Source organism: Shigella sonnei (assembly GCF_002950395.1).
Lineage (GTDB): Bacteria > Pseudomonadota > Gammaproteobacteria > Enterobacterales > Enterobacteriaceae > ECMA0423.
The window spans coordinates 262,888-286,402 of the sequence record NZ_CP026802.1; the positions used below are offsets into that span (position 1 = coordinate 262,888).

Here is a 23,515-nt window from a genome sequence, read left to right on the forward strand (position 1 = left end):
TGCCGATGATCAATGCACTGGGATTGCTGGAAGTGGACGGCATGGTCGCCGCGATAGATGCAGCGGATGCCATGCTCAAAGCAGCTAACGTTCGTCTGCTCAGTCACGAAGTGCTTGACCCTGGTCGCTTAACGCTGGTGGTGGAAGGCGATCTGGCGGCGTGTCGTGCGGCGCTGGACGCAGGTTGTGCTGCCGCGATGCGTACCGGGCGTGTCATCAGCCGCAAGGAGATCGGTCGGCCAGACGATGACACCCAGTGGCTGGTTACTGGCTTTAACCGCCAGCCGAAGCAACCCGTAAAGGAACCCGACGCGCCAGTTATCGTCGCGGAATCTGCTGACGAGTTGTTGGCGCTGTTAACATCAGTACGTCAGGGAATGACGGCAGGAGAAGTGGCTGCCCACTTTGGCTGGCCGCTGGAAAAAGCCAGAAATGCGCTCGAACAGCTCTTTTCTGCCGGGACGTTACGTAAACGCAGTAGTCGTTATCGTCTCAAGCCCCATTAACCTGTCGGAGGTGCCGGGTGTCCTACAACACCCGGCATTAACATCATGAAAAAGACCCGTACAGCCAATTTGCACCATCTTTATCATGAACCCTTACCCGAAAACCTGAAGCTCACGCCGAAGGTCGAAGTGGATAATGTTCATCAACGACAGACAACGGATGTCTATGAACATGCTTTGACGATTACCGCCTGGCAGCAGATTTACGATCAGCTGCATCCGGGCAAGTTTCATGGTGAATTTACGGAAATTCTGCTCGATGATATTCAGGTTTTTCGTGAATACACCGGTCTGGCGCTGCGTCAGTCGTGCCTGGTCTGGCCGAACTCGTTCTGGTTTGGCATTCCGGCGACGCGCGGTGAGCAGGGATTTATCGGTTCGCAATGTCTGGGAAGCGCAGAAATAGCGACGCGCCCCGGTGGAACCGAGTTTGAATTAAGTACGCCGGACGATTATACGATCCTGGGCGTAGTGCTGTCTGAAGATGTCATCACCCGTCAGGCTAACTTTTTGCACAATCCGGATCGGGTATTACATATGCTGCGTAGCCAGTCGGCGCTGGAAGTGAAAGAGCAGCATAAAGCCGCGCTGTGGGGCTTTGTCCAACAGGCGCTGGCGACGTTTTGCGAGAACCCGGAAAATCTCCATCAGCCTGCAGTGCGAAAAGTGCTGGGGGATAATTTGCTAATGGCGATGGGGGCGATGCTGGAAGACGCGCAACCAATGGTGACGGCGGAAAGCATCAGTCATCAGAGTTACCGTAGATTACTTTCCCGCGCCCGTGAATATGTGCTGGAAAATATGTCTGAGCTGGTGACGGTGCTGGACTTGTGTAATCAACTGCATGTCAGTCGCCGCACGCTACAAAACGCGTTTCACGCTATTTTAGGCATTGGCCCAAACGCGTGGCTGAAACGCATTCGCCTGAACGCCGTACGCCGCGAACTGATAAGCCCGTGGTCGCAAAGCACAACGGTAAAAGACGCCGCCATGCAGTGGGGATTCTGGCATCTGGGGCAATTTGCCACGGATTACCAGCAGCTGTTTGCCGAGAAGCCGTCGTTGACGTTGCATCAGCGGATGCGGGAATGGGGGTGAGGGAGTTACACCCAATCCCTGACCTTAATAAACTCACTTAACGCCGCTTCTGGGCTGCCATCTTTTGGCTGATAATCATACTCCCAGCGTACCAGTGGCGGCATTGACATCAGGATCGACTCGGTGCGCCCGCCAGTTTGCAGGCCAAACAGAGTGCCGCGATCCCAGACCAGATTGAACTCGACATAACGACCGCGACGGTAGAGCTGAAAATTGCGCTCGCGCTCGCCGTAGGCCATCGCTTTACGTCGCTCTACAATTGGTAAATAAGCGTCGGTGTAGCCTTTGCCTACCGCCTGCATAAAGGCAAAACAGTGGTCGAAATCTGGCGTGTTCAGATCATCAAAGAACAGCCCGCCAATACCGCGCTGTTCGTTGCGATGTTTGAGGTAGAAGTAATCGTCGCACCACTTTTTGTAACGGGGATAAACGTCTTCACCAAATGGCAGGCACAGGTCACGGGCGGTGCGGTGCCAGTGAATGGCGTCTTCTTCAAAACCATAGAAAGGGGTTAAATCGAAGCCGCCGCCAAACCACCAGACGGGCTCTGCACCCGGTTTTTCGGCAATAAAAAAACGCACATTCGCGTGGCTGGTGGGAACATACGGGTTATGCGGATGCACTACCAGTGAAACGCCCATCGCCTCGAAACTGCGCCCGGCAAGTTCCGGGCGATGAGCGGTGGCGGAAGCAGGCATCGCCTCGCCGTGGACGTGAGAAAAGTTGACGCCTGCCTGTTCGAAAACACCACCATTACGCAACACCCGACTACGCCCGCCGCCGCCAGCTTCGCGCTGCCAACTATCTTCGACAAATTCTGCGCCATCGACGGCGGTCAGCTGCTGACAAATCGTATCCTGAAGGTTGAGCAGAAACTGTTTAACCTGGTGTGCGTCGGGTTTCATAACTTATCGCTTTTTCGAATGTGCTTTCTGGTTGTCGAACCAGTGGAAATAACTGATCACGCCTTCAGCAATCGCTGTGGCGATTTTCTGACGAAACGCCGCCGTGCCTAACAGCCGCTCTTCTTCCGGGTTGGTGATAAACGAGGTTTCCACCAGCACCGAAGGAACCGACGGCGATTTCAACACCACAAACGCGGCTTGTTCGGTGTTGCGGCTGTGCAGTTTATGCACCGGCTTAATCTTTTTCAGAATATGCGAGCCAAGCGTCAGGCTGTTTTTAATAGTATCGGTTTGCACCAGATCAAACAGCACTTGCTGCAATAGGTGATCCTTGTCAGTCGCCTTTTTACCGGCAACTTCATCGGCGCGGTTTTCGCGTTCAGACAGGTATTTCGCCATTGCGCTACTTGCCCCACGGTTAGAGAGGGCAAATACCGAAGCACCGGCAGCTTTCGGGTTGGTAAAGCCATCGGCATGAATTGACATAAACAGATCTGCGCCATGTTTATGGGCGATTTCAACGCGATCGTAAAGTGGGATAAACGTATCGCCAGAACGCGTTAAACGCGCATCAATCCCATGATTACGCAAAATGGAACGGACGTTTTTAGCAATCGCCAGCACCACATGTTTTTCTTTCGAACCGTTGCGTCCGATCGCTCCGGTATCAATTCCGCCGTGGCCTGGATCGAGAACAACGACACGTTTGCCGCCAGATTTTTTGGCTTTCGGCTTGCTGTGTCCGTTGCTGGTTTTTAAAGGTTCGTCTTTGGCGATGGCTTGCGACATTCCTGGCAACGTCAGGGCAGCCAAACCGGCTTTCAGCACCTGGCGGCGCGAAGTGAGTGTTTTTAGTGGTTTAAAAGTGCTCATACGGCCTGAGTTGTAATAATAAAGTTCCAGATGTTATATCGTATCGCGTAATCCGTTACGACGGTTTGATGTTGAGAATTGTTTTACTTTTCATTTCAATAGTTGACAACTCCCCATTATGCCACTTTTTCAACCGATTTTCGTCAGATATTGGCTAATTCGACCGTTCACGCCATAATCAGCCTTTTAACCCGCAAAAAGGTAACGAATACCATGGAGATACGCGTATTTCGCCAGGAAGATTTCGAAGAGGTCATCACCCTTTGGGAGCGTTGCGACTTGCTGCGTCCGTGGAACGATCCGGAAATGGACATCGAGCGTAAGATGAACCATGACGTCAGTTTGTTTTTGGTCGCTGAGGTAAACGGTGAAGTGGTCGGAACGGTGATGGGCGGTTATGACGGGCATCGCGGGTCTGCTTATTATCTTGGCGTGCATCCAGAGTTTCGTGGGCGTGGGATTGCCAATGCGTTGCTTAATCGGCTGGAGAAAAAGCTGATTGCTCGTGGCTGCCCGAAAATTCAGATCAATGTGCCGGAAGATAACGACATGGTGCTCGGAATGTATGAACGCCTGGGATATGAACACGCCGACGTGCTGAGTCTGGGTAAGCGTTTGATTGAAGATGAAGAGTACTGAGTTCCATCCTGTCCATTATGATGCGCACGGACGCCTGCGTTTACCCTTGCTCTTCTGGCTTGTGCTATTGCTTCAGGCGCGAACCTGGGTGCTGTTTGTCATTGCCGGTGCGTCGCGCGAGCAGGGTACTGCGCTGCTAAATCTGTTTTATCCCGATCACGATAATTTCTGGCTGGGGCTGATTCCAGGCATTCCGGCGGTGCTGGCGTTTTTGTTGAGCGGTCGGCGGGCTACATTTCCTCGCACTTGGCATGTGCTCTATTTTCTGTTGCTGTTGGCGCAGGTGGTTTTACTTTGCTGGCAACCGTGGCTGTGGCTGAACGGTGAATCCGTTAGCGGTATCGGTCTGGCGCTGGTAGTGGCGGATATTGTGGCGTTAATCTGGCTGCTGACCAATCGACGTTTACGCGCTTGTTTTAATGAAGAAAAAGAATAACGGCACTTTTTGGTGAATTTGCACTCCAAGCAACGTTATTGAATAACCAAAGGAAGTGACATGAAATCGCTGCGTTTAATGTTATGCGCTATGCCGTTGATGCTGACCGGCTGTTCCACGATGTCGTCAGTTAACTGGTCGGCCGCTAACCCGTGGAACTGGTTTGGATCGTCCACCAAAGTGAGCGAGCAGGGCGTGGGTGAATTAACGGCGTCCACACCACTGCAAGAACAAGCCATTGCTGATGCGCTTGATGGCGATTATCGCCTGCGCAGCGGAATGAAAACCGCGAACGGCAACGTGGTGCGCTTTTTTGAAGTGATGAAAGGCGACAACGTGGCGATGGTGATTAACGGCGATCAAGGCACGATCAGTCGCATTGACGTGCTGGATAGCGATATTCCTGCTGACACCGGTGTTAAAATCGGTACACCGTTTAGCGACCTTTACAGCAAAGCATTTGGCAATTGCCAAAAAGCTGATGGTGATGATAATCGTGCCGTCGAATGTAAAGCCGAAGGCAGTCAACATATTAGCTACCAGTTCAGCGGGGAATGGCGTGGTCCTGAAGGGTTAATGCCTTCGGACGATACCCTGAAAAACTGGAAAGTCAGTAAAATTATCTGGCGGCGTTAATTTGCGTCTGAACAAACCGCCGCCGCGAAAAAACACGTAAAATAGCGCTCAACAATGCCACGGATTGCGTGGCATTCTTATTTTCAGGAGGAACAATGTCTCAGGTTCAGAGTGGCATTTTGCCAGAACATTGCCGCGCGGCGATTTGGATCGAAGCCAACGTGAAAGGGGAAGTTGACGCCCTGCGTGCGGCCAGTAAAACATTTGCCGACAAACTGGCAACTTTTGAAGCGAAATTCCCGGACGCGCATCTTGGTGCGGTGGTTGCCTTTGGTAACAACACCTGGCGCGCTCTGAGCGGCGGCGTTGGGGCAGAAGAGCTGAAAGATTTTCCGGGCTACGGTAAAGGCCTTGCGCCGACCACCCAGTTCGATGTGTTGATCCACATTCTTTCTCTGCGTCACGACGTAAACTTCTCTGTCGCCCAGGCGGCGATGGAAGCCTTTGGTGACTGCATTGAAGTGAAAGAAGAGATCCACGGCTTCCGTTGGGTGGAAGAGCGTGACCTGAGCGGCTTTGTTGACGGTACAGAAAACCCGGCGGGTGAAGAGACGCGTCGCGAAGTGGCGGTTATCAAAGACGGCGTGGATGCCGGCGGCAGCTATGTGTTTGTGCAGCGTTGGGAGCACAACCTGAAGCAGCTCAACCGGATGAGCGTTCACGATCAGGAGATGATGATCGGGCGCACCAAAGAGGCCAACGAAGAGATTGACGGCGACGAACGTCCGGAAACCTCTCACCTCACCCGCGTTGATCTGAAAGAAGATGGCAAAGGGCTGAAGATTGTTCGCCAGAGCCTGCCGTACGGCACCGCCAGTGGCACTCACGGTCTGTACTTCTGCGCCTACTGCGCGCGTCTGCATAACATTGAGCAGCAACTGCTGAGCATGTTTGGCGATACCGATGGTAAGCGTGATGCGATGTTGCGTTTCACCAAACCGGTAACCGGCGGCTATTACTTCGCGCCGTCGCTGGACAAGTTAATGGCGTTGTAAGCGTTTCTGATTCGATGATTAAAGGCCAGCCAGTAACAAAACTGACTGGCCTTTTTATTACTTTTGCTTCAACGCCGCATACACCTGATCAACTACCCAACCATAAGTTGCAATCGGTAACTGACCGCTTTCGAACATATTGGGATTTTTTTGTGGATCGGCAACTGGCGAATGGGGCTTGTTGCTTAACATCACAATCGCCATATGATTGACCGGATCGATAACGGTTACTGTCCCGGTCCAGCCAGTGTGACCGTAGGTTTGCGGGCTTGCCAGCGTGCCAAACGTCGGCGTCATGGTGGCATTACCATTCACGCGCCAGCCGAGGCCAAAAGTGGCATCTTCCTTAGAGCTGGTGGTGAACATCTTCACCGTTTCCGCACTGAACAGCTGCACATCGCCATAGCCCCCGCCGTTCAGCATCGTTTGCATTAACACCGCAATATCGCCGGTATTGGAAAACAAACCTGCGTGCCCGGAAACGCCGCCCATCGAATAAAAGGCTTTTTCATCGTGCACCTGACCCCAGAGAGTGGAGGTGCGGATATTCGGGAAATGGATCACGCCATCGCGGGTATTGCCGTTCAATTCCGTGGCGGCAATTTGTTGCGGTTTAAAGCCTTTCAGCAGCGGGTTAAATACCGTATGTGTCAGGCCGAGCGGGCGATAAATCGACTCTTCAACATAGCGGTCAAGCGGCTGACCGGTAACCGACTCGACGATAAATCCAAGCAGCATATAATCGACATCGCTGTAGATATGTTTGCTGCCGGGCTGATATTCCAGCGGCGTGCGCTTGATCATCTCCAGCGTCTGGCCTTTATCCTGGGAATATAACGCGCCCGCGACCGCTTTATTCGGGTATTGCGGATCTGCCGGGAAACCGCCGCTGTGATGCAGCAGGTCAGAAATCCGCAGGGTGTTTTTGCCTTTAATGGTGTCATTTGGACTATCGGCAAACCCCGGAATATATTTCGCAATCCGATCGTCAGGATGCAGTTTGCCTTCGCTCATCAGCTTTTGCAGGGCGAAGTTCGTGGCGTACATTTTGGTGTTTGAGGCCAGGTCATACAGCGTCCCGGTGGTGGCTTTGACAGGCTGTTCCATCAACACGCTGCCATCGTACTTTTTCGCCGCTCCCCAGGCTTTGCGATACACAATCTGATTATCTTTAATGATCAGCAGGTTTACGCCGGGATAACCGACATCAATTTGCTGGCTAATCCAGCGATCCATCTGGTTAAGCCGTTCGACGTTAAACCCTGCTTTCTCTGGCGAGCTTTCTGTCAGAACAGGGTATTTTGCGGCGCTGACGCTACAACTAACAGCCAGCAGAGAAAGATAGAGCATTGTCCGTTTCATGATATCAGTCCAGATTGACGTTACGGCAGCCAAAGAGCGTGGTGAAAATAAACCCGCAAACCCATGCCACCAGAATCCCGCCAGCATAAACCGCCATGGCCGGAAGGATGCCTTGTGCGGAAGTCATCAGCGGCAGCGCTACCAGACCAGACGGCCCAAAGGCGCTGTTTAAGCCCATCGGCAGACCCCATCAGGCTATCAGGCCGATAAACAAACCGCCCGCCGCGCCGCCTAAACAGGCGGTAACAAACGGCTTCATGCGGGGCAGGGTGACACCGTAAATCAGCGGTTCACCAACGCCCAGCAGGCCGGGAATAATCGCCCCGCGTACCTGACTGCGTAGCGCACTGTGCGGTTGCGCCCGCCAGTAGAGTGCCAGCGCCGCGCCCACCTGGCCCGCGCCTGCCATTGAAAGGATGGGAAATAAGCTGTTGAATCCCTGGCTGTCCATTAACGCGAGGTAAACAGGAATAAAGCCCTGATGCACGCCAAATACCACGGCGATCAGGAACAGCCCGGCTAAAACCGCACAACCGAACGGATTACTGTTCAGGTGCATAAACAGCCATGACATACCTTCGAATAACCAGCCACCCAGCGGCATAATGATCAGGTACGCAAGCGTAGCGGTGATCAGCAGGGTGATTAACGAGGTCAGCAGCATGTCGAGATCGTCCGACATAAAGCGGCGCACCATGCCTTCAATGCGGGCGCAGGCCCACGCGGCAATCAGCACGCCGATAATATTGCCGCGCGGATCGATGGGCAGACCAAAGAAATCGTGAAAACCGGCGTAGTAACCGGTGGTTGCAGCGGGGTTATAACCGAGCAAAAAGAGTGCGGCAATAATTGCGCCATTGACGCCCGTGCCGCCAAATGCCTGGGCGGCGTTATAGCCCACCAGAATCACCAGGAAAGTGAACAAACCTTTGCTGAACACCTTCATAAAATTCAGCGCGTCGGGTAGCGTGCCCTGAGCATCTGCCGGAACGTGCATCACCGTGGCAATTAACGTCGCTATCCCCAGCAGCAGACCGGCGGCAATAAAACCGGGGATCAGCGGCGTGAAGATGGTGGCGAATTTGGCGAGAAATTGTTGCACGCCGGAGGTTTGTTTGGCTTTTAACTGACGTTTGTTCTGGGCGGCGATTTCTGCGGCATCCTGTACCGGTGCCTCGCCCAGCAGCTCGCTCATCGCTTTTGCGGCACGATGCGCTTTACCAGGCCCAAAAACGACCTGCACCTGGTCGCTGGTCAAAATGACGCCCTTCACGCCTTCCAGCGTTTTGATATTGGGATCAACCAGTGAACTGTCATGTACACCCAGACGCAGGCGCGTCATACAGTTACCACAACTGGCGATATTTCCCAGTCCGCCGACACGGGTAAGAATGGTGTTCAGAAGTTCACTGCTGATCTCTTTGGCCATGGGTTATTCCTTGTCTAAAACCTGACGAATAAAGCCGCCGTGTTGATCCAGGCGTTTTTTAGCTTCTGCGGCATCGAGATTTTTCAGCACCATCACAATGGCCGTTTTACAGTTGCGCTCGCAGGCAATTAACGCCGCTTCCGCTTGTTCGGCATTACATCCGGTGGCGTTTTTAACGATATTGACCTGGCGCACATGCAGTTTTTCGTTGGTGGCGACCACATCGACCATCAGGTTGCCGAACACTTTGCCGGATTTAATCATCAGCCCGGTGGAAAGCATATTGAGCACCAGTTTCTGCGCTGTGCCTGCTTTCATTCGCGAAGAACCAGTGACCACTTCGGCACCTACAATCGGTGTAATGGCAAACTCGGCGGTGGTGGAAACGGCACTCCCCGGATTACAGGAAATTCCCACTGTGCGGCAACCGAGCTGGCGGGCGTATTCCAGTCCGGCAATCACATACGGCGTACGACCGCTGGCGGCAATACCGACCACCACATCCTGTGCCGTTAAATTTATATTTTTCAGATCGTTAATGCCGCCTTCTCGGCTATCTTCCGTGCCTTCCACCGCGTGCTGAATGGCATATTCGCCGCCAGCAATCAAACCAACCACCAGACCCGGTTTCACGCCGTAGGTGGGCGGACATTCGCTGGCATCCAGAATCCCCAGACGACCGGATGTTCCCGCACCGAGATAAATCAGACGACCGCCGCCGCTTACCTGGGCGTGGATAACATCGATCGCCGCGGCGATATCCGGCAGGACGCGCTCAACGGCAAGCGGTACGGTTTTATCTTCATCGTTGATAATCCGGCACATTTCCAGCGTCGATACGCGGTCAATTTCAGCCGAGGCGGTGTTCGAGCCTTCAGTAATCATCTTTTCAAGTTGCATCGGTGGTGACCTTACTATTTACGATCAAATAATTGCAGATGTATGGAATCATATATCCCGAATTGACAGACTTAAAGGAATCATTGAGTCTACACTTGCAGAGTGTGAAGAGCGTCATAAGAACTTAAGCGGAATTTTTGCTGCCAGCCCGGGAGAGTGGAAGATGTTGTACCTGACGAAAATACGCAATGCGGAAAGTGAATTTACCGAGAACGAGCAAAAAATTGCTGACTTTCTGCGGGCCAACGTGAGTGAGCTGAAATCCGTCTCTTCGCGCAAGATGGCGAAACAGCTCGGCATCAGTCAGTCGAGCATTGTGAAATTTGCCCAGAAGCTCGGCGCGCAAGGATTTACTGAATTGCGTATGGCGTTAATTGGCGAATACAGTGCCAGCCGGGAGAAAACGAATGCCACGGCGCTGCACCTGCACAGTTCGATTACCAGTGATGATTCGCTGGAAGTGATTGCCCGCAAACTGAATCGCGAAAAAGAGCTGGCGCTGGAGCAAACCTGTGCGTTGTTCGACTACGCTCGGCTGCAAAAAATCATTGAGGTCATCAGTAAAGCACCGTTTATCCAGATAACGGGCCTGGGCGGGTCGGCGCTGGTGGGGCGCGATCTGTCGTTCAAACTGATGAAAATTGGCTATCGCGTGGCCTATGAAGCCGACACACACGTACAAGCCACCGTTTCCCAGGCGTTGAAAAAAGGCGATGTACAAATCGCTATCTCTTACAGCGGCAGTAAAAAAGAGATTGTCTTGTGCGCAGAAGCGGCACGAAAGCAGGGGGCAACGGTGATTGCCATTACTTCTCTGGCTGACTCTCCGCTGCGGCGGCTGGCGCATTTCACGCTCGATACCGTTTCCGGTGAAACCGAATGGCGTAGCTCGTCGATGTCTACCCGCACGGCGCAAAATTCTGTTACCGATTTACTGTTTGTTGGTCTTGTGCAACTCAATGATGTGGAGTCATTGAAAATGATTCAGCGCAGCAGTGAGCTAACACAACGCCTGAAATGATGCATAAAGCAGCGACTGGATTGAGATTTTCCTGAATTAGTGAGCTGATCCGCAGCAATATTTTGTTTATCCTGTATTTTCAGAGGGAATGGAGTGTAACGCTCTGTATTAACAAGGAGAGCATTAAAATGGGTAAACTCACGGGCAAGACAGCACTGATTACGGGCGCATTGCAGGGAATTGGCGAAGGAATTGCCAGAACTTTTGCGCGTCATGGCGCAAACCTAATCTTGCTGGATATCTCCCCTGAGATCGAAAAGCTGGCGGACGAACTGTGTGGTCGTGGTCATCGCTGTACGGCGGTTGTCGCCGATGTGCGTGACCCGGCGTCGGTAGCCGCAGCTATCAAACGCGCGAAGGAAAAAGAAGGGCGCATTGATATCCTGGTGAATAACGCAGGCGTTTGTCGTCTGGGCAGTTTCCTCGATATGAGCGATGACGATCGCGATTTCCATATTGACATCAATATTAAAGGCGTATGGAACGTCACGAAGGCGGTGCTGCCGGAGATGATTGCCCGCAAAGATGGTCGCATTGTGATGATGTCTTCAGTCACTGGTGATATGGTGGCCGATCCTGGCGAAACGGCGTACGCCTTAACGAAAGCGGCGATTGTTGGCCTGACAAAATCGCTGGCGGTGGAGTACGCGCAGTCTGGTATTCGCGTTAACGCCATTTGCCCGGGATACGTGCGCACACCAATGGCGGAAAGCATTGCCCGCCAGTCGAACCCGGAAGATCCAGAGTCGGTGCTGACTGAAATGGCGAAAGCAATCCCGCTGCGTCGCCTCGCCGATCCGCTGGAAGTCGGCGAACTGGCGGCCTTCCTCGCATCGGATGAATCCAGCTATTTAACCGGTACACAGAATGTGATTGATGGCGGCAGCACACTGCCGGAGACGGTTAGCGTCGGTATCTGATTCACCTCTGTTTCCTCCCTGCATTTGTGGGGAGGATTTCGTTTTAAACCCGGTTCTTATTCCCTTTTCAACTTCCAAATCACCAAACGGTATATAAAACCGTTACTCCTTTCACGTCCGTTATAAATATGATGGCTATTAGAAAGTCATTAAATTTATAAGGGTGCGCAATGGCCGTTAACTTACTGAAAAAGAACTCACTCGCGCTGGTCGCTTCTCTGCTGCTGGCGGGCCATGTACAGGCAACGGAACTGCTGAACAGTTCTTATGACGTCTCCCGCGAGCTGTTTGCCGCCCTGAACCCGCCGTTTGAGCAACAATGGACCAAAGAAAACGGCGGCGACAAACTGACAATAAAACAATCTCATGCCGGGTCATCAAAACAGGCGCTGGCAATTTTGCAGGGCTTAAAAGCAGACGTTGTCACTTATAACCAGGTGACTGACGTACAAATCCTGCATGACAAAGGCAAGCTGATCCCGGCGGACTGGCAAACGCGCCTGCCAAATAATAGCTCGCCATTCTACTCCACCATGGGCTTCCTGGTGCGTAAGGGCAACCCGAAGAATATCCACGACTGGAACGACCTGGTGCGCTCCGATGTGAAGCTGATTTTCCCGAACCCGAAAACGTCGGGTAACGCGCGTTACACCTATCTGGCGGCATGGGGCGCAGCGGATAAAGCTGACGGTGGCGATAAAGCCAAAACCGAACAGTTTATGACCCAGTTCCTGAAAAACGTTGAAGTGTTCGATACTGGCGGTCGTGGCGCGACCACCACTTTTGCCGAGCGCGGCCTGGGCGATGTGCTGATCAGCTTCGAGTCGGAAGTGAACAACATCCGTAAACAGTATGAAGCGCAGGGTTTTGAAGTGGTGATTCCGAAAACCAACATTCTGGCGGAATTCCCGGTGGCGTGGGTTGATAAAAACGTGCAGGCCAACGGTACGGAAAAAGCCGCCAAAGCCTACCTTAACTGGCTCTACAGCCCGCAGGCGCAAACCATCATCACCGACTATTACTACCGCGTGAATAACCCGGAAGTCATGGATAAACTGAAAGACAAATTCCCGCAGACCGAGCTGTTCCGCGTGGAAGACAAATTTGGCTCCTGGCCGGAAGTGATGAAAACCCACTTCACCAGCGGCGGCGAGTTAGACAAGCTGTTAGCGGCGGGGCGTAATTAATGTTTGCAGTTTCATCAAGACGCGTGCTGCCGGGCTTTACCTTAAGCCTCGGCACCAGTCTGCTGTTTGTGTGCCTGATTTTGCTGCTGCCGCTCTCCGCGCTGGTGATGCAGCTGGCTCAGATGAGCTGGGCGCAGTACTGGGAGGTGATCACCAACCCGCAGGTAGTAGCGGCCTACAAAGTAACGCTGCTGTCAGCGTTTGTGGCATCGATTTTTAACGGCGTTTTTGGCCTGCTGATGGCGTGGATCTTAACCCGCTATCGCTTTCCGGGCCGCACGCTGCTTGATGCGCTGATGGATTTACCCTTTGCGCTGCCAACGGCAGTCGCCGGTTTAACGCTAGCCTCGCTCTTTTCTGTAAACGGTTTTTACGGTGAATGGCTGGCGAAGTTTGATATCAAAGTCACCTATACCTGGCTGGGGATTGCGGTGGCGATGGCCTTTACCAGCATTCCGTTTGTGGTACGTACCGTGCAGCCGGTGCTGGAAGAGTTAGGCCCGGAATATGAAGAAGCGGCAGAAACGCTTGGCGCAACGCGCTGGCAGAGTTTCTGCAAAGTGGTGCTGCCGGAACTTTCTCCGGCGCTGGTGGCGGGCGTGGCGCTGTCGTTTACCCGTAGTCTTGGTGAATTTGGCGCGGTGATTTTTATCGCCGGAAATATCGCGTGGAAGACGGAAGTGACGTCGCTGATGATTTTTGTGCGCTTACAGGAGTTTGATTACCCGGCAGCGAGCGCGATTGCTTCGGTGATCCTCGCGGCATCTCTGCTGCTGCTGTTCTCAATTAACACTCTGCAAAGTCGCTTTGGTCGGCGTGTGGTAGGTCATTAATGGCGGAAGTTACCCAATTGAAGCGTTATGACGCGCGCCCGATTAACTGGGGCAAATGGTTTCTGATTGGCATCGGGATGCTGGTATCGGCGTTCATCCTGCTGGTGCCGATGATTTATATCTTCGTACAGGCGTTCAGCAAAGGGCTGATGCCGGTTTTACAGAATCTGGCCGATCCGGACATGCTGCACGCCATCTGGCTGACGGTGATGATCGCGCTGATTGCCGTACCGGTAAACCTGGTGTTCGGCATTCTGCTGGCCTGGCTGGTGACGCGCTTTAACTTCCCTGGACGCCAGTTACTGCTGACGCTACTGGACATTCCGTTTGCCGTATCGCCGGTGGTTGCCGGTCTGGTGTATCTGCTGTTCTACGGCTCTAACGGCCCGCTGGGCGGCTGGCTGGATGAACATAATCTGCAAATTATGTTCTCCTGGCCCGGAATGGTGCTGGTCACCATCTTTGTGACGTGTCCGTTTGTGGTGCGCGAGCTGGTGCCGGTGATGTTAAGCCAGGGCAGCCAGGAAGACGAAGCGGCGATTTTGCTTGGCGCGTCTGGCTGGCAGATGTTTCGCCGCGTCACATTGCCGAACATTCGCTGGGCGCTGCTTTATGGCGTGGTGTTGACCAACGCCCGCGCAATTGGCGAGTTTGGCGCGGTGTCGGTGGTTTCCGGCTCGATTCGCGGCGAAACCCTGTCGCTGCCGTTACAGATTGAATTGCTGGAGCAGGACTACAACACCGTCGGCTCCTTTACCGCTGCGGCACTGTTAACGCTGATGGCGATTATCACCCTGTTTTTAAAAAGTATGTTGCAGTGGCGCCTGGAGAATCAGGAAAAACGCGCACAGCAGGAGGAACATCATGAGCATTGAGATTGCCAATATTAAGAAGTCGTTTGGTCGCACCCAGGTGCTGAACGATATCTCACTGGATATTCCTTCAGGTCAGATGGTCGCGTTGCTGGGGCCGTCCGGTTCCGGGAAAACCACGCTGCTGCGCATTATCGCCGGGCTGGAGCATCAAACCAGCGGGCATATTCGCTTCCACGGCACCGACGTCAGCCGCCTGCACGCGCGCGATCGCAAGGTCGGTTTCGTGTTCCAGCATTACGCGCTGTTCCGCCATATGACGGTATTCGACAATATCGCTTTTGGCCTGACGGTGCTGCCGCGTCGCGATCGCCCGAATGCCGCAGCCATCAAAGCGAAAGTGACAAAATTGCTGGAGATGGTGCAGCTTGCTCATCTGGCGGATCGTTATCCGGCACAGCTTTCCGGCGGCCAGAAACAGCGCGTGGCGCTGGCGCGCGCGCTGGCTGTAGAACCGCAAATTCTGCTGCTTGATGAACCGTTTGGCGCGCTGGATGCGCAGGTGCGTAAAGAGCTGCGTCGCTGGCTGCGTCAACTGCATGAAGAGCTGAAATTCACCAGCGTGTTCGTGACCCACGACCAGGAAGAAGCGACGGAAGTAGCTGATCGTGTAGTGGTGATGAGCCAGGGCAATATTGAACAGGCTGATGCGCCGGAGCAGGTATGGCGCGAACCAGCGACCCGTTTTGTGCTCGAATTTATGGGCGAAGTGAACCGCCTGCAGGGAACCATTCGCGGCGGGCAGTTCCATGTTGGCGCACATCGCTGGCCGCTGGGCTACACACCTGCTTATCAGGGGCCGGTGGATCTCTTCCTGCGCCCGTGGGAAGTGGATATCAGCCGCCGTACCAGTCTCGATTCGCCGCTGCCGGTACAGGTACTGGAAGCCAGCCCGAAAGGTCACTACACCCAATTAGTGGTGCAGCCGCTGGGGTGGTACAACGAACCGCTGACGGTCGTGATGCATGGCGACGATGCCCCGCAGCGTGGCGAGCGTTTATTCGTTGGTCTGCAACATGCGCGGCTGTATAACGGCGACGAGCGTATCGAAACCCGCGATGAGGAACTTGCTCTCGCACAAAGCGCCTGATAGGTTGAGTGAATGTTAAACGCCCGGAGGCGCTTCCCGCGATCCGGGCTTTTTAATGGCAAGGTTTGTAACCTGTAGACCTGATAAGACGCGCAAGCGTCGCATCAGGCAACACCACGTATGGATAGAGATCGTGAGTACATTAGAACAAACAATAGGCAATACGCCTCTGGTGAAGTTGCAGCGAATGGGGCCGGATAACGGCAGTGAAGTGTGGTTAAAACTGGAAGGCAATAACCCGGCAGGTTCGGTGAAAGATCGTGCGGCACTTTCGATGATCGTCGAGGCGGAAAAGCGCGGGGAAATTAAACCGGGTGATGTCTTAATCGAAGCCACCAGTGGTAACACCGGCATTGCGCTGGCAATGATTGCCGCGCTGAAAGGCTATCGCATGAAATTGCTGATGCCCGACAACATGAGCCAGGAACGCCGTGCGGCGATGCGTGCTTATGGTGCGGAACTGATTCTTGTCACCAAAGAGCAGGGCATGGAAGGTGCGCGCGATCTGGCGCTGGAGATGGCGAATCGTGGCGAAGGAAAGCTGCTCGATCAGTTCAATAATCCCGATAACCCTTACGCCCATTACACCACTACCGGGCCGGAAATCTGGCAGCAAACCGGCGGGCGCATTACCCATTTTGTCTCCAGCATGGGAACAACCGGCACTATCACCGGCGTTTCACGCTTTATGCGCGAACAATCCAAACCAGTAACGATTGTTGGCCTGCAGCCGGAAGAAGGCAGCAGTATTCCCGGCATTCGCCGCTGGCCTGCGGAATATCTGCCGGGGATTTTCAACGCTTCTCTGGTGGATGAGGTGCTGGATATTCATCAGCGCGATGCAGAAAACACCATGCGCGAACTGGCAGTGCGGGAAGGAATATTCTGTGGCGTCAGCTCCGGCGGCGCGGTTGCCGGAGCACTGCGGGTGGCAAAAGCTAACCCTGGTGCGGTGGTGGTAGCGATCATCTGCGATCGTGGCGATCGCTACCTTTCCACCGGGGTGTTTGGGGAAGAGCATTTTAGTCAGGGGGCGGGGATTTAAGATTATTGCGCAGGCACCGTTTTATCCGTCTGCGCAATTAAGGCATGTAAAAAAGGCTGTGCGTTCTCATCGCTCTTACCGGGGATCTTCACAATATACGGCTTCCCGGTAATCGATGACGACGAAGCAACCTTATCAATAAACTGCTCGGCAGTGTCAATGCGGTTACGGGTATTGCCGAGCTTCAGACGCAGATGAGAAACCGCTTCATCGCAGGTATGTTCATCACCGTTGCGCACAAATATCAAATCCTTTTTCTGTGCTAATCCCTCCAGCATGGCGTTGATGCGGGCTTCTTCATGAACAGTTAACTTCGCGTAAGCGGGGAGTGTCATTAGTAGTGTAATGACCAGACAAATGATTTTCTTCATTGAATTACCTTATCCTTGTTTTGTGATAGCCGATTTGACTGCCAGAATCAGGTAAAGTTTCGGTTGGAATACGATGAGGATCATCGGCAAGGAGAAAAAATTAAATGAGTAGTTTGTTGTTGTTTAACGATAAGAGTAGGGCGCTGCAGGCGGATATCGTCGCCGTGCAGTCGCAGGTAGTGTACGGCAGCGTAGGCAACAGCATTGCGGTGCCTGCTATAAAACAGAACGGCTTGAATGTCTTTGCCGTGCCGACGGTATTGCTGAGCAATACGCCGCATTATGACACTTTCTACGGTGGTGCGATTCCGGACGAATGGTTTAGCGGCTATTTGCGTGCGCTTCAGGAGCGTGATGCGCTGCGCCAACTTCGTGCTGTAACCACGGGCTATATGGGAACGGCATCGCAAATCAAAATCCTTGCCGAGTGGCTGACTGCGCTACGCAAAGACCATCCTGACCTATTGATCATGGTCGATCCGGTGATTGGCGATATTGATAGCGGAATTTATGTCAAACCTGACCTTCCCGAGGCGTATCGACAATATTTACTGCCGCTGGCGCAAGGAATTACCCCCAATATCTTTGAGCTGGAAATCCTGACCGGTAAAAATTGCCGCGATCTCGACAGTGCCATTGCTGCCGCAAAAAGTCTGCTTTCAGACACATTAAAATGGGTGGTGATTACCAGCGCCTCCGGTAATGAAGAAAATCAGGAGATGCAGGTGGTGGTGGTCAGTGCCGACAGCGTGAATGTCATTTCCCATTCACGGGTAAAAACCGACCTGAAAGGGACTGGCGACCTGTTTTGTGCTCAGCTTATCAGTGGTTTGCTGAAAGGGAAGGCGTTAAACGATGCGGTGCACCGTGCGGGGTTGCGCGTACTGGAAGTGATGCGCTACACCCAGCAGCATGAGAGCGATGAATTGATTTTGCCGCCGCTGGCGGAAGCATAAAAAATGGCGCCGATGGGCGTAATGCCAGTCAGTTAAGCAACTGACTGGCTCTTTTTCGGGGCTGTGGGGTATTTCCAGGGCCTCTCCTTTACCACTCTCGGGAAGGCCCTTTCCCTTCTCGTCGGTAATTTCACAAGTTGTCCCATACTTGCAAGATCGCGCATCAGCTCCGGTATACGTCCCGGTGAAGCGCCCTGCAATGTCATCAGCATTCTCATCACCATTCCGCATGATTCTGAGAAACTCAGTTGATTCGGCCAGTAACCTTTCAGATGTTCCGCCATTTTAATCATCTGATATCTCACCAGATTATAAGCCAGTAAGACACCCCACAGCTCTTGCTCCACAAGCTCCGGCTTTTTACTTCTCAGCGTCAGCCTGCTCAGTTGCATCGTCTGTTTTATCTCCCTGTATCCCAGTTCGATTTCCCAGCGATGACTGTACAGATCCGCCATTTCTCCTCCGGGGAAGCGCATGGCGTCCGTCATCGACGTCAGCAGATGGCAGACTTTTCCTTTGCGCGTCACGGTCAGCAGGCGGGCTGTCACTTCATTTCCCAGTCCCGGCCACTTTTTTCGTGCCTGCGGGCTGGTTTTCAGCTTCACCAGATGATCGCCTTTACCCAGTTTTCTGAGCTCTTCATATTGCGCTCCCTTTCTGAGAGGTATCATCCAGTGGCGGTGTTCTCCCGCCAGGCTCCAGGCATTTAACAGTCCCAGTGAGTAATAACCTTTATCCATTAACGTCAGAGTGTTATCGCCGGTTTGTTCTATAAGTTGCTCAGCAAGCTCATTTTCGCTGTTCTTCATCGTGCCGAAGGCTGCAGCCGTCAGCAGATGGCTGGTCAGTTCCATCTGGCAGACCATTTTGACCTGCGGGTAGAGCGCCGGGTTCCCGGCATGTGTCTGGCGGGGGAAGGCTGCATCGTTCTCTGGTGTATCCGGTGTGCGCCAGAACACACCATCGATGGCCAGCAGGGTCAGGCCGCACCAGTGCGGATGCGGCGTGGCGTTATGCCAGAGCTGCGCTGTTTTCGTGAACACGCGGCGGACAGCCTCACTTCCCAGGCGCTGGCGGGCCTGAATAACGGCACTGGGGGCAACGAAGGGGCGATTGCCCGGCAGCATGATGTCCAGGCGATTCACAATCTGGTGAAGAGGTTCTTTACGCTCAAGCGCCATGCCAACAATACACCAGACCATCATTTCGAGGGGAAGACGGCGCTTGCGTAGCGTTACAGTACCTGATTCGGCAAGGCAACGAGAGATGAGTTCGGGGTCGAGGTAATCCCCCAGAGAAGTCAGTGGGTTACGCAGAGAATCGTAACGGGATACCAGATCAAGAGCCTGTCCAATGTGCATAAAAAAATCCGGAAACAAGTGAGCGTTTCCGGATTCTTACACAGCCACTGGATCGGTCAACTGATCCTTAACTGATCGGCATTACGCCGATGGGCGCCATTTTTCACTGCGGCAAGAATTACTTCTTGATGCGGATAACCGGGGTTTCACCCACGGTTACGCTACCGGACAGTTTGATCAGTTCTTTGATTTCGTCCATGTTGGAGATAACAACCGGAGTCAGGGTAGACTTGGCTTTCTCTTCCAGCAGCGGCAGATCAAATTCAATGACAGTATCGCCAACTTTCACGCGCTGACCTTCTTCAGCAATACGCTTGAAGCCTTCGCCTTTCAGTTCAACGGTGTCGATACCGAAGTGGACGAACAGTTCAACGCCGCTATCAGATTCGATAGAGAACGCGTGATTGGTTTCAAAGATTTTACCAATGGTACCGTCTACAGGCGCGACCATTTTGTTACCCGTTGGTTTGATAGCAATACCATCACCAACGATTTTTTCCGCAAAAACGACATCCGGCACGTCTTCGATATTGACGATCTCGCCAGAGAGCGGAGCAATGATCTCAATAGTTCCGGTATCCTTCTTGTCGTCGGAAACCAGAGATTTCAGTTTATCGAACAAACCCATGATCTTCTCCTAAGCAGTAAATTGGGCCGCATCTCGTGGATTAGCAGATTGTTTTTTCTTCAATGAACTTGTTAACCAGCGTCATTAACTCGTCCGTTGTCGGTTGAGCAAGAGCCTGCTCTGCTAACACCTTCGCATCTTCGAAGTTCGTGTTACGGATAATCTTCTTAATGCGCGGGATAGAAATGGCGCTCATAGAGAATTCGTCCAGACCCATCCCCAGCAACAGAAGTGTAGCACGTTCATCGCCAGCAAGCTCACCACACATGCCAGTCCATTTGCCTTCAGCATGAGAAGCATCAATAACTTGCTTGATCAAGTTCAGCACGGACGGTGACATTGGCTGGTAAAGGTGTGAAATCATATCATTACCACGGTCAACTGCCAGAGTGTACTGCGTTAAATCATTGGTGCCGATACTAAAGAAATCAACTTCTTTGGCTAAATGACGTGCAATTGTTGCGGCAGCCGGTGTTTCCACCATTACGCCGATTTCAATTGACTCGTCAAACGCTTTACCTTCGTCGCGCAGTTCCTGTTTGTAGATTTCGATCTCTTTGCGCAGTGCACGCACTTCTTCAACAGAGATGATCATCGGGAACATAATGCGCAATTTACCGAAAGCCGAGGCACGCAGGATAGCGCGGAGCTGATCGCGCAGGATCTCTTTACGATCCATCGCGATACGGATAGCGCGCCAGCCGAGGAACGGGTTCTCTTCTTTCGGGAAGTTCATGTATGGCAGCTCTTTGTCGCCGCCGATGTCCATGGTACGAACGATAACCGCCTGCGAGCCACACGCTTCAGCCACTGCTTTGTAAGCAGCAAACTGTTCTTCTTCAGTGGGCAGCGCGTCGCGGTCCATGAACAGGAACTCAGTACGATACAGACCAACGCCTTCAGCGCCGTTACGCTCTGCACCTTCAACGTCACGAACCGTACCAATGTTAGCGCATACTTCTACCTGGTGACCGTCCAGCGTAATAGCTGGCAGATCTTTCAGTTTAGCAAGCTCTGCTTTTTCAGAAGCCACTTGCTCCTGAACAGCGCGCATTTTATCAATAACTTCGTTGGTTGGATTGACGTAAACCTGATTATTTACGGCATCCAGAATCAGATAGTCGTCATTTTTCACCTGAGAGGTGACGCTACCGGTACCCACGATAGCAGGCAGTTCCAGAGAACGCGCCATGATAGAGGTGTGGGAAGTACGGCCACCCGCGTCGGTGATGAAACCCAGCACCTTCTTCAGGTTCAGCTGTGCGGTTTCGGACGGCGTCAGGTCAGCGGCAACCAGAATGACTTCATCCTGAATGGCGCTCAGGTCGATAATCTTCAGGCCCAGGATGTTGCGCAGCAGGCGCTTACCGATATCACGTACGTCAGCCGCACGTTCTTTCAGGTATTCATCATCCAGCTCTTCCAGGGCAGAAGCCTGACCTTCGATAACTTCATGAGCAGCTGCGTCAGCTGTCATGTGTTTATCTTTAATCAGGGCTATGATTTCCTGCTCCAGCTCCTCATCTTCGAGCAGCATAATATGCCCTTCAAAGATGGCTTCTTTTTCTTCACCGAACGTTTCACCAGCTTTCGTTTTGATCGTTTCCAGCTGGGCTGATGCCTTGGCACGACCGCTCAGAAAACGTTCAACTTCCTGATCAACCTGGTCGGCAGAAATTTTTTTCCGGTCAATGACAATTTCGTCTTCTTTCAGAAGCAGAGCTTTACCGAAAGCGATACCCGGGGATGCTAAAATGCCTGAAATCATAACCCTACCTTACTTGTGACTGATTTTTAAAAGAACCCGGGAAATTACTCGAGTTCCGCCATCAGTTTAACCAGATGTTCAACCGCTTTCTGCTCGTCTTCGCCTTCTGCGGAGATAGTCACAACGGTACCTTGAGTCAGGCCCAGAGTCTGCAGTTTAAACAGGCTTTTCGCGCTGGCGCTTTTGCCGTTGGAAGTCACAGTAATTTCAGAAGTGAAGCCCTTAGCTTCTTTTACAAACTGGGCAGCAGGGCGGGTGTGCAGACCGTTCGGAGCGGTAATGGTAACTTCTTGCTGGAACATTGTATTTCCCCAACTTATAGGTTTAGTGTTGTGGAACTAAAGTCTAGCCTGGCGGTTCGACTTTAGCCTGTATTGTTAGCGCCAGTTTTTAACAGACGCGACGCACGAAGAGCGCAATACAGTCCATTGCTGGCGGGTGTTGACCGCTGACGTTTCGTACGTCATTAAACATTATGCCGTTAAAGGAAGAATTGAACCAAATCATAAAATCGATTCAGCTTTGGCTTTTCCTGTAACGATTAATTTCGCGCATCAAAATAATTAGTCTGGTTAAATACCAGTTCCGACAGGCTGAATCAATGCCAGGAGGGGCGAAAGTTTGAAGCAGGCCACAAAAAAGCACCTAAAAAGGTGCTTTTTTACGCATTTTTAACAAGCTGGCATTACTGTTGCAATTCTTTCTCAGTGAAGAGATCGGCAAACAATGCGGTGCTTAAATAACGCTCACCCGATGATGGTAGAATAACCACAATATTCTTATTGGTAAAGCTTTCATCTTCTTGTAGTTTCAACGCCGCGGCAACAGCTGCTCCAGAAGAGATACCTGCAAGAATACCTTCTTCTTCCATTAGACGACGGGCGGTAGAAATGGCTTCTTCATTGGTGATGCCAATGACTTTATCGACCAGCTTGAGATCGAGGTTAGCCGGGATAAAACCAGCGCCAATACCCTGAATTTTATGCGGGCCAGGTTTAATCTCTTCACCTGCCAGCGCCTGGGCGATAACTGGAGAATCGGTTGGCTCAACGGCGACAGAGATAAGATCGGTCTTGCCTTTGGTGCCTTTAATGTAGCGGCTGACGCCAGTCAGCGTACCGCCAGTCCCAACGCCAGCAATAAATACATCAACCTGACCGTCGGTATCTTCCCAGATCTCCGGACCGGTGGTTTTTTCGTGAATTTCAGGGTTTGCCGGATTGCTGAATTGTTGCAGCAGCAGGTATTTCTCTGGATTGCTGGCGACAATTTCTTCTGCTTTTTGGATTGCGCCTTTCATGCCTTTAGCACCTTCCGTCAGCACCAGGTTTGCACCTAACGCTTTCAGCAGCTTGCGGCGTTCAATACTCATGGTTTCTGGCATGGTCAGGGTGAGTTTGTAACCGCGAGCGGCAGCTACATAGGCCAGTGCAATCCCGGTATTACCGCTGGTCGGTTCAACCAGTTCAACGCCTGGTTTCAGCACGCCGCGCTTTTCGGCATCCCAAATCATGTTGGCACCGATACGGCACTTAACGCTGAAGCTGGGGTTACGAGATTCCACCTTCGCCAGAATGCGTCCGTTACCGATGCGATTCAGGCGAACCAGCGGCGTGTGACCGATAGTCAGCGAGTTATCTTCAAAAATCTTACTCATGGCCTGTCCTTAACTGTATGAAATTGG

General features: G+C 52.6%; 24 protein-coding genes and 1 pseudogene. 14 read left to right on the forward strand and 11 right to left on the reverse strand.

What is annotated here, in order from left to right:
• Positions 1-5 precede the first annotated feature (5 nt).
• Both eutK and eutR read left to right on the forward strand, forming a co-directional pair.
• A complete protein-coding gene (gene eutK / locus C1P89_RS01460; RefSeq protein ID WP_001295463.1) occupies positions 6-506 on the forward strand; it encodes an ethanolamine utilization microcompartment protein EutK in 501 nt (166 codons plus the stop codon).
• Positions 507-551: 45 nt separating this feature from the next.
• Positions 552-1,604: an HTH-type transcriptional regulator EutR gene (gene eutR, locus C1P89_RS01465; RefSeq protein ID WP_000753696.1), complete on the forward strand. Its 1,053-nt coding sequence runs from the start codon at positions 552-554 to the stop codon at positions 1,602-1,604.
• A 5-nt stretch (positions 1,605-1,609) separates the two neighbouring features.
• On the opposite strand, the gene hemF is transcribed toward eutR, so the two are convergent.
• On the reverse strand, positions 1,610-2,509 hold the full coding sequence (hemF, locus tag C1P89_RS01470) for an oxygen-dependent coproporphyrinogen oxidase (RefSeq protein ID WP_000801367.1): 900 nt from the start codon (positions 2,507-2,509) through the stop codon (positions 1,610-1,612).
• Positions 2,510-2,512: 3 nt separating this feature from the next.
• Entirely contained in the window at positions 2,513-3,382 is an 870-nt protein-coding gene (gene amiA, locus C1P89_RS01475) for an N-acetylmuramoyl-L-alanine amidase AmiA (RefSeq protein WP_000102885.1), read from the reverse strand.
• A 213-nt stretch (positions 3,383-3,595) separates the two neighbouring features.
• Here amiA and C1P89_RS01480 point away from each other — a divergent pair, with 213 nt between their 5' ends.
• The 4 genes from C1P89_RS01480 to yfeX all read left to right on the forward strand — a co-directional run bounded on the left by C1P89_RS01480 (position 3,596) and on the right by yfeX (position 6,088).
• Complete coding sequence (locus C1P89_RS01480; RefSeq protein WP_000406000.1) at positions 3,596-4,021, forward strand: GNAT family acetyltransferase; 426 nt, start codon at positions 3,596-3,598, stop codon at positions 4,019-4,021.
• Positions 4,008-4,457 carry a DUF2919 domain-containing protein gene (locus C1P89_RS01485; protein ID WP_001325675.1) on the forward strand — a complete coding sequence of 150 codons (450 nt, stop codon included), beginning with the start codon at positions 4,008-4,010 and terminating at the stop codon, positions 4,455-4,457. The genes C1P89_RS01480 and C1P89_RS01485 overlap by 14 nt, the downstream gene beginning before the upstream one ends.
• A gap of 60 nt (positions 4,458-4,517) precedes the next feature.
• A complete protein-coding gene (locus C1P89_RS01490; RefSeq protein ID WP_000838944.1) occupies positions 4,518-5,093 on the forward strand; it encodes an RpoE-regulated lipoprotein in 576 nt (191 codons plus the stop codon).
• A gap of 95 nt (positions 5,094-5,188) precedes the next feature.
• Positions 5,189-6,088, forward strand: coding sequence for a porphyrinogen peroxidase (yfeX, locus tag C1P89_RS01495; RefSeq protein WP_000084590.1), 900 nt, complete (start codon positions 5,189-5,191; stop codon positions 6,086-6,088).
• A gap of 57 nt (positions 6,089-6,145) precedes the next feature.
• Here yfeX and pbp4b read toward each other — a convergent pair whose 3' ends face one another.
• From pbp4b to murQ, 3 genes and pseudogenes are all read right to left on the reverse strand, one after another.
• Positions 6,146-7,450, reverse strand: a complete 1,305-nt coding sequence (pbp4b, locus tag C1P89_RS01500; RefSeq protein WP_005136548.1) for a penicillin binding protein PBP4B — start codon at positions 7,448-7,450, stop codon at positions 6,146-6,148.
• A gap of 4 nt (positions 7,451-7,454) precedes the next feature.
• Positions 7,455-8,879 (reverse strand): annotated as a pseudogene (murP, locus tag C1P89_RS01510) (PTS N-acetylmuramic acid transporter subunit IIBC).
• Between the two features lie 3 nt (positions 8,880-8,882).
• A complete protein-coding gene (murQ, locus tag C1P89_RS01515) occupies positions 8,883-9,779 on the reverse strand; it encodes an N-acetylmuramic acid 6-phosphate etherase (protein WP_001175650.1) in 897 nt (298 codons plus the stop codon).
• Between the two features lie 163 nt (positions 9,780-9,942).
• Between murQ and murR the strand changes: the two genes are divergently transcribed.
• The 7 genes from murR to cysM all read left to right on the forward strand — a co-directional run bounded on the left by murR (position 9,943) and on the right by cysM (position 16,747).
• Positions 9,943-10,800 (forward strand): HTH-type transcriptional regulator MurR, encoded by an 858-nt coding sequence (murR, locus tag C1P89_RS01520; RefSeq protein ID WP_000966441.1) that lies wholly within the window; start codon positions 9,943-9,945, stop codon positions 10,798-10,800.
• A gap of 128 nt (positions 10,801-10,928) precedes the next feature.
• A complete protein-coding gene (gene ucpA, locus C1P89_RS01525; protein WP_000517430.1) occupies positions 10,929-11,720 on the forward strand; it encodes an SDR family oxidoreductase UcpA in 792 nt (263 codons plus the stop codon).
• 170 nt (positions 11,721-11,890) lie between these two features.
• Entirely contained in the window at positions 11,891-12,907 is a 1,017-nt protein-coding gene (gene cysP / locus C1P89_RS01530; RefSeq protein WP_000290249.1) for a thiosulfate/sulfate ABC transporter substrate-binding protein CysP, read from the forward strand.
• Complete coding sequence (cysT, locus tag C1P89_RS01535) at positions 12,907-13,740, forward strand: sulfate/thiosulfate ABC transporter permease CysT (protein ID WP_000458406.1); 834 nt, start codon at positions 12,907-12,909, stop codon at positions 13,738-13,740. The genes cysP and cysT overlap by 1 nt, the downstream gene beginning before the upstream one ends.
• On the forward strand, positions 13,740-14,615 hold the full coding sequence (gene cysW / locus C1P89_RS01540; protein ID WP_000852686.1) for a sulfate/thiosulfate ABC transporter permease CysW: 876 nt from the start codon (positions 13,740-13,742) through the stop codon (positions 14,613-14,615). The genes cysT and cysW overlap by 1 nt, the downstream gene beginning before the upstream one ends.
• Positions 14,605-15,702: a sulfate/thiosulfate ABC transporter ATP-binding protein CysA gene (gene cysA, locus C1P89_RS01545; RefSeq protein WP_000021016.1), complete on the forward strand. Its 1,098-nt coding sequence runs from the start codon at positions 14,605-14,607 to the stop codon at positions 15,700-15,702. The genes cysW and cysA overlap by 11 nt, the downstream gene beginning before the upstream one ends.
• Positions 15,703-15,835: 133 nt before the next feature.
• Positions 15,836-16,747 (forward strand): cysteine synthase B, encoded by a 912-nt coding sequence (cysM, locus tag C1P89_RS01550; protein ID WP_001297645.1) that lies wholly within the window; start codon positions 15,836-15,838, stop codon positions 16,745-16,747.
• Between the two features lie 2 nt (positions 16,748-16,749).
• Here cysM and C1P89_RS01555 read toward each other — a convergent pair whose 3' ends face one another.
• A complete protein-coding gene (locus C1P89_RS01555) occupies positions 16,750-17,118 on the reverse strand; it encodes a YfeK family protein (protein WP_000719954.1) in 369 nt (122 codons plus the stop codon).
• Positions 17,119-17,222: 104 nt separating this feature from the next.
• Here C1P89_RS01555 and pdxK point away from each other — a divergent pair, with 104 nt between their 5' ends.
• A complete protein-coding gene (pdxK, locus tag C1P89_RS01560; RefSeq protein WP_000096660.1) occupies positions 17,223-18,074 on the forward strand; it encodes a pyridoxine/pyridoxal/pyridoxamine kinase in 852 nt (283 codons plus the stop codon).
• Between the two features lie 32 nt (positions 18,075-18,106).
• Here pdxK and C1P89_RS01565 read toward each other — a convergent pair whose 3' ends face one another.
• The 5 genes from C1P89_RS01565 to cysK form a co-directional block, all read right to left on the reverse strand.
• Positions 18,107-19,453: an IS4-like element IS4 family transposase gene (locus tag C1P89_RS01565; RefSeq protein ID WP_000483769.1), complete on the reverse strand. Its 1,347-nt coding sequence runs from the start codon at positions 19,451-19,453 to the stop codon at positions 18,107-18,109.
• Positions 19,454-19,553: 100 nt separating this feature from the next.
• Complete coding sequence (gene crr / locus C1P89_RS01570) at positions 19,554-20,063, reverse strand: PTS glucose transporter subunit IIA (RefSeq protein ID WP_000522247.1); 510 nt, start codon at positions 20,061-20,063, stop codon at positions 19,554-19,556.
• Between the two features lie 40 nt (positions 20,064-20,103).
• A complete protein-coding gene (gene ptsI / locus C1P89_RS01575) occupies positions 20,104-21,831 on the reverse strand; it encodes a phosphoenolpyruvate-protein phosphotransferase PtsI (protein WP_000623136.1) in 1,728 nt (575 codons plus the stop codon).
• Positions 21,832-21,875: 44 nt separating this feature from the next.
• Positions 21,876-22,133, reverse strand: a complete 258-nt coding sequence (ptsH, locus tag C1P89_RS01580) for a phosphocarrier protein Hpr (protein WP_000487600.1) — start codon at positions 22,131-22,133, stop codon at positions 21,876-21,878.
• Positions 22,134-22,516: 383 nt separating this feature from the next.
• The gene (gene cysK / locus C1P89_RS01585; RefSeq protein ID WP_000034402.1) at positions 22,517-23,488 is read right to left on the reverse strand and encodes a cysteine synthase A; all 972 of its coding nucleotides are present in this window, start codon (positions 23,486-23,488) and stop codon (positions 22,517-22,519) included.
• Positions 23,489-23,515 lie beyond the last annotated feature (27 nt).

Excerpts from the sequence above, each read along its gene's own strand:
- eutK (WP_001295463.1), top strand. The coding sequence starts at position 6 with ATGATCAATGCACTGGGATTGCTGGAAGTGGACGGCATGGTCGCCGCG.
- eutR (WP_000753696.1), top strand. The coding sequence starts at position 552 with ATGAAAAAGACCCGTACAGCCAATTTGCACCATCTTTATCATGAACCC.
- hemF (WP_000801367.1), bottom strand. The coding sequence starts at position 2,509 with ATGAAACCCGACGCACACCAGGTTAAACAGTTTCTGCTCAACCTTCAG.
- amiA (WP_000102885.1), bottom strand. The coding sequence starts at position 3,382 with ATGAGCACTTTTAAACCACTAAAAACACTCACTTCGCGCCGCCAGGTG.
- C1P89_RS01480 (WP_000406000.1), top strand. The coding sequence starts at position 3,596 with ATGGAGATACGCGTATTTCGCCAGGAAGATTTCGAAGAGGTCATCACC.
- C1P89_RS01485 (WP_001325675.1), top strand. The coding sequence starts at position 4,008 with ATGAAGAGTACTGAGTTCCATCCTGTCCATTATGATGCGCACGGACGC.
- C1P89_RS01490 (WP_000838944.1), top strand. The coding sequence starts at position 4,518 with ATGAAATCGCTGCGTTTAATGTTATGCGCTATGCCGTTGATGCTGACC.
- yfeX (WP_000084590.1), top strand. The coding sequence starts at position 5,189 with ATGTCTCAGGTTCAGAGTGGCATTTTGCCAGAACATTGCCGCGCGGCG.
- pbp4b (WP_005136548.1), bottom strand. The coding sequence starts at position 7,450 with ATGAAACGGACAATGCTCTATCTTTCTCTGCTGGCTGTTAGTTGTAGC.
- murQ (WP_001175650.1), bottom strand. The coding sequence starts at position 9,779 with ATGCAACTTGAAAAGATGATTACTGAAGGCTCGAACACCGCCTCGGCT.
- murR (WP_000966441.1), top strand. The coding sequence starts at position 9,943 with ATGTTGTACCTGACGAAAATACGCAATGCGGAAAGTGAATTTACCGAG.
- ucpA (WP_000517430.1), top strand. The coding sequence starts at position 10,929 with ATGGGTAAACTCACGGGCAAGACAGCACTGATTACGGGCGCATTGCAG.
- cysP (WP_000290249.1), top strand. The coding sequence starts at position 11,891 with ATGGCCGTTAACTTACTGAAAAAGAACTCACTCGCGCTGGTCGCTTCT.
- cysT (WP_000458406.1), top strand. The coding sequence starts at position 12,907 with ATGTTTGCAGTTTCATCAAGACGCGTGCTGCCGGGCTTTACCTTAAGC.
- cysW (WP_000852686.1), top strand. The coding sequence starts at position 13,740 with ATGGCGGAAGTTACCCAATTGAAGCGTTATGACGCGCGCCCGATTAAC.
- cysA (WP_000021016.1), top strand. The coding sequence starts at position 14,605 with ATGAGCATTGAGATTGCCAATATTAAGAAGTCGTTTGGTCGCACCCAG.
- C1P89_RS01555 (WP_000719954.1), bottom strand. The coding sequence starts at position 17,118 with ATGAAGAAAATCATTTGTCTGGTCATTACACTACTAATGACACTCCCC.
- pdxK (WP_000096660.1), top strand. The coding sequence starts at position 17,223 with ATGAGTAGTTTGTTGTTGTTTAACGATAAGAGTAGGGCGCTGCAGGCG.
- crr (WP_000522247.1), bottom strand. The coding sequence starts at position 20,063 with ATGGGTTTGTTCGATAAACTGAAATCTCTGGTTTCCGACGACAAGAAG.
- ptsI (WP_000623136.1), bottom strand. The coding sequence starts at position 21,831 with ATGATTTCAGGCATTTTAGCATCCCCGGGTATCGCTTTCGGTAAAGCT.
- ptsH (WP_000487600.1), bottom strand. The coding sequence starts at position 22,133 with ATGTTCCAGCAAGAAGTTACCATTACCGCTCCGAACGGTCTGCACACC.
- cysK (WP_000034402.1), bottom strand. The coding sequence starts at position 23,488 with ATGAGTAAGATTTTTGAAGATAACTCGCTGACTATCGGTCACACGCCG.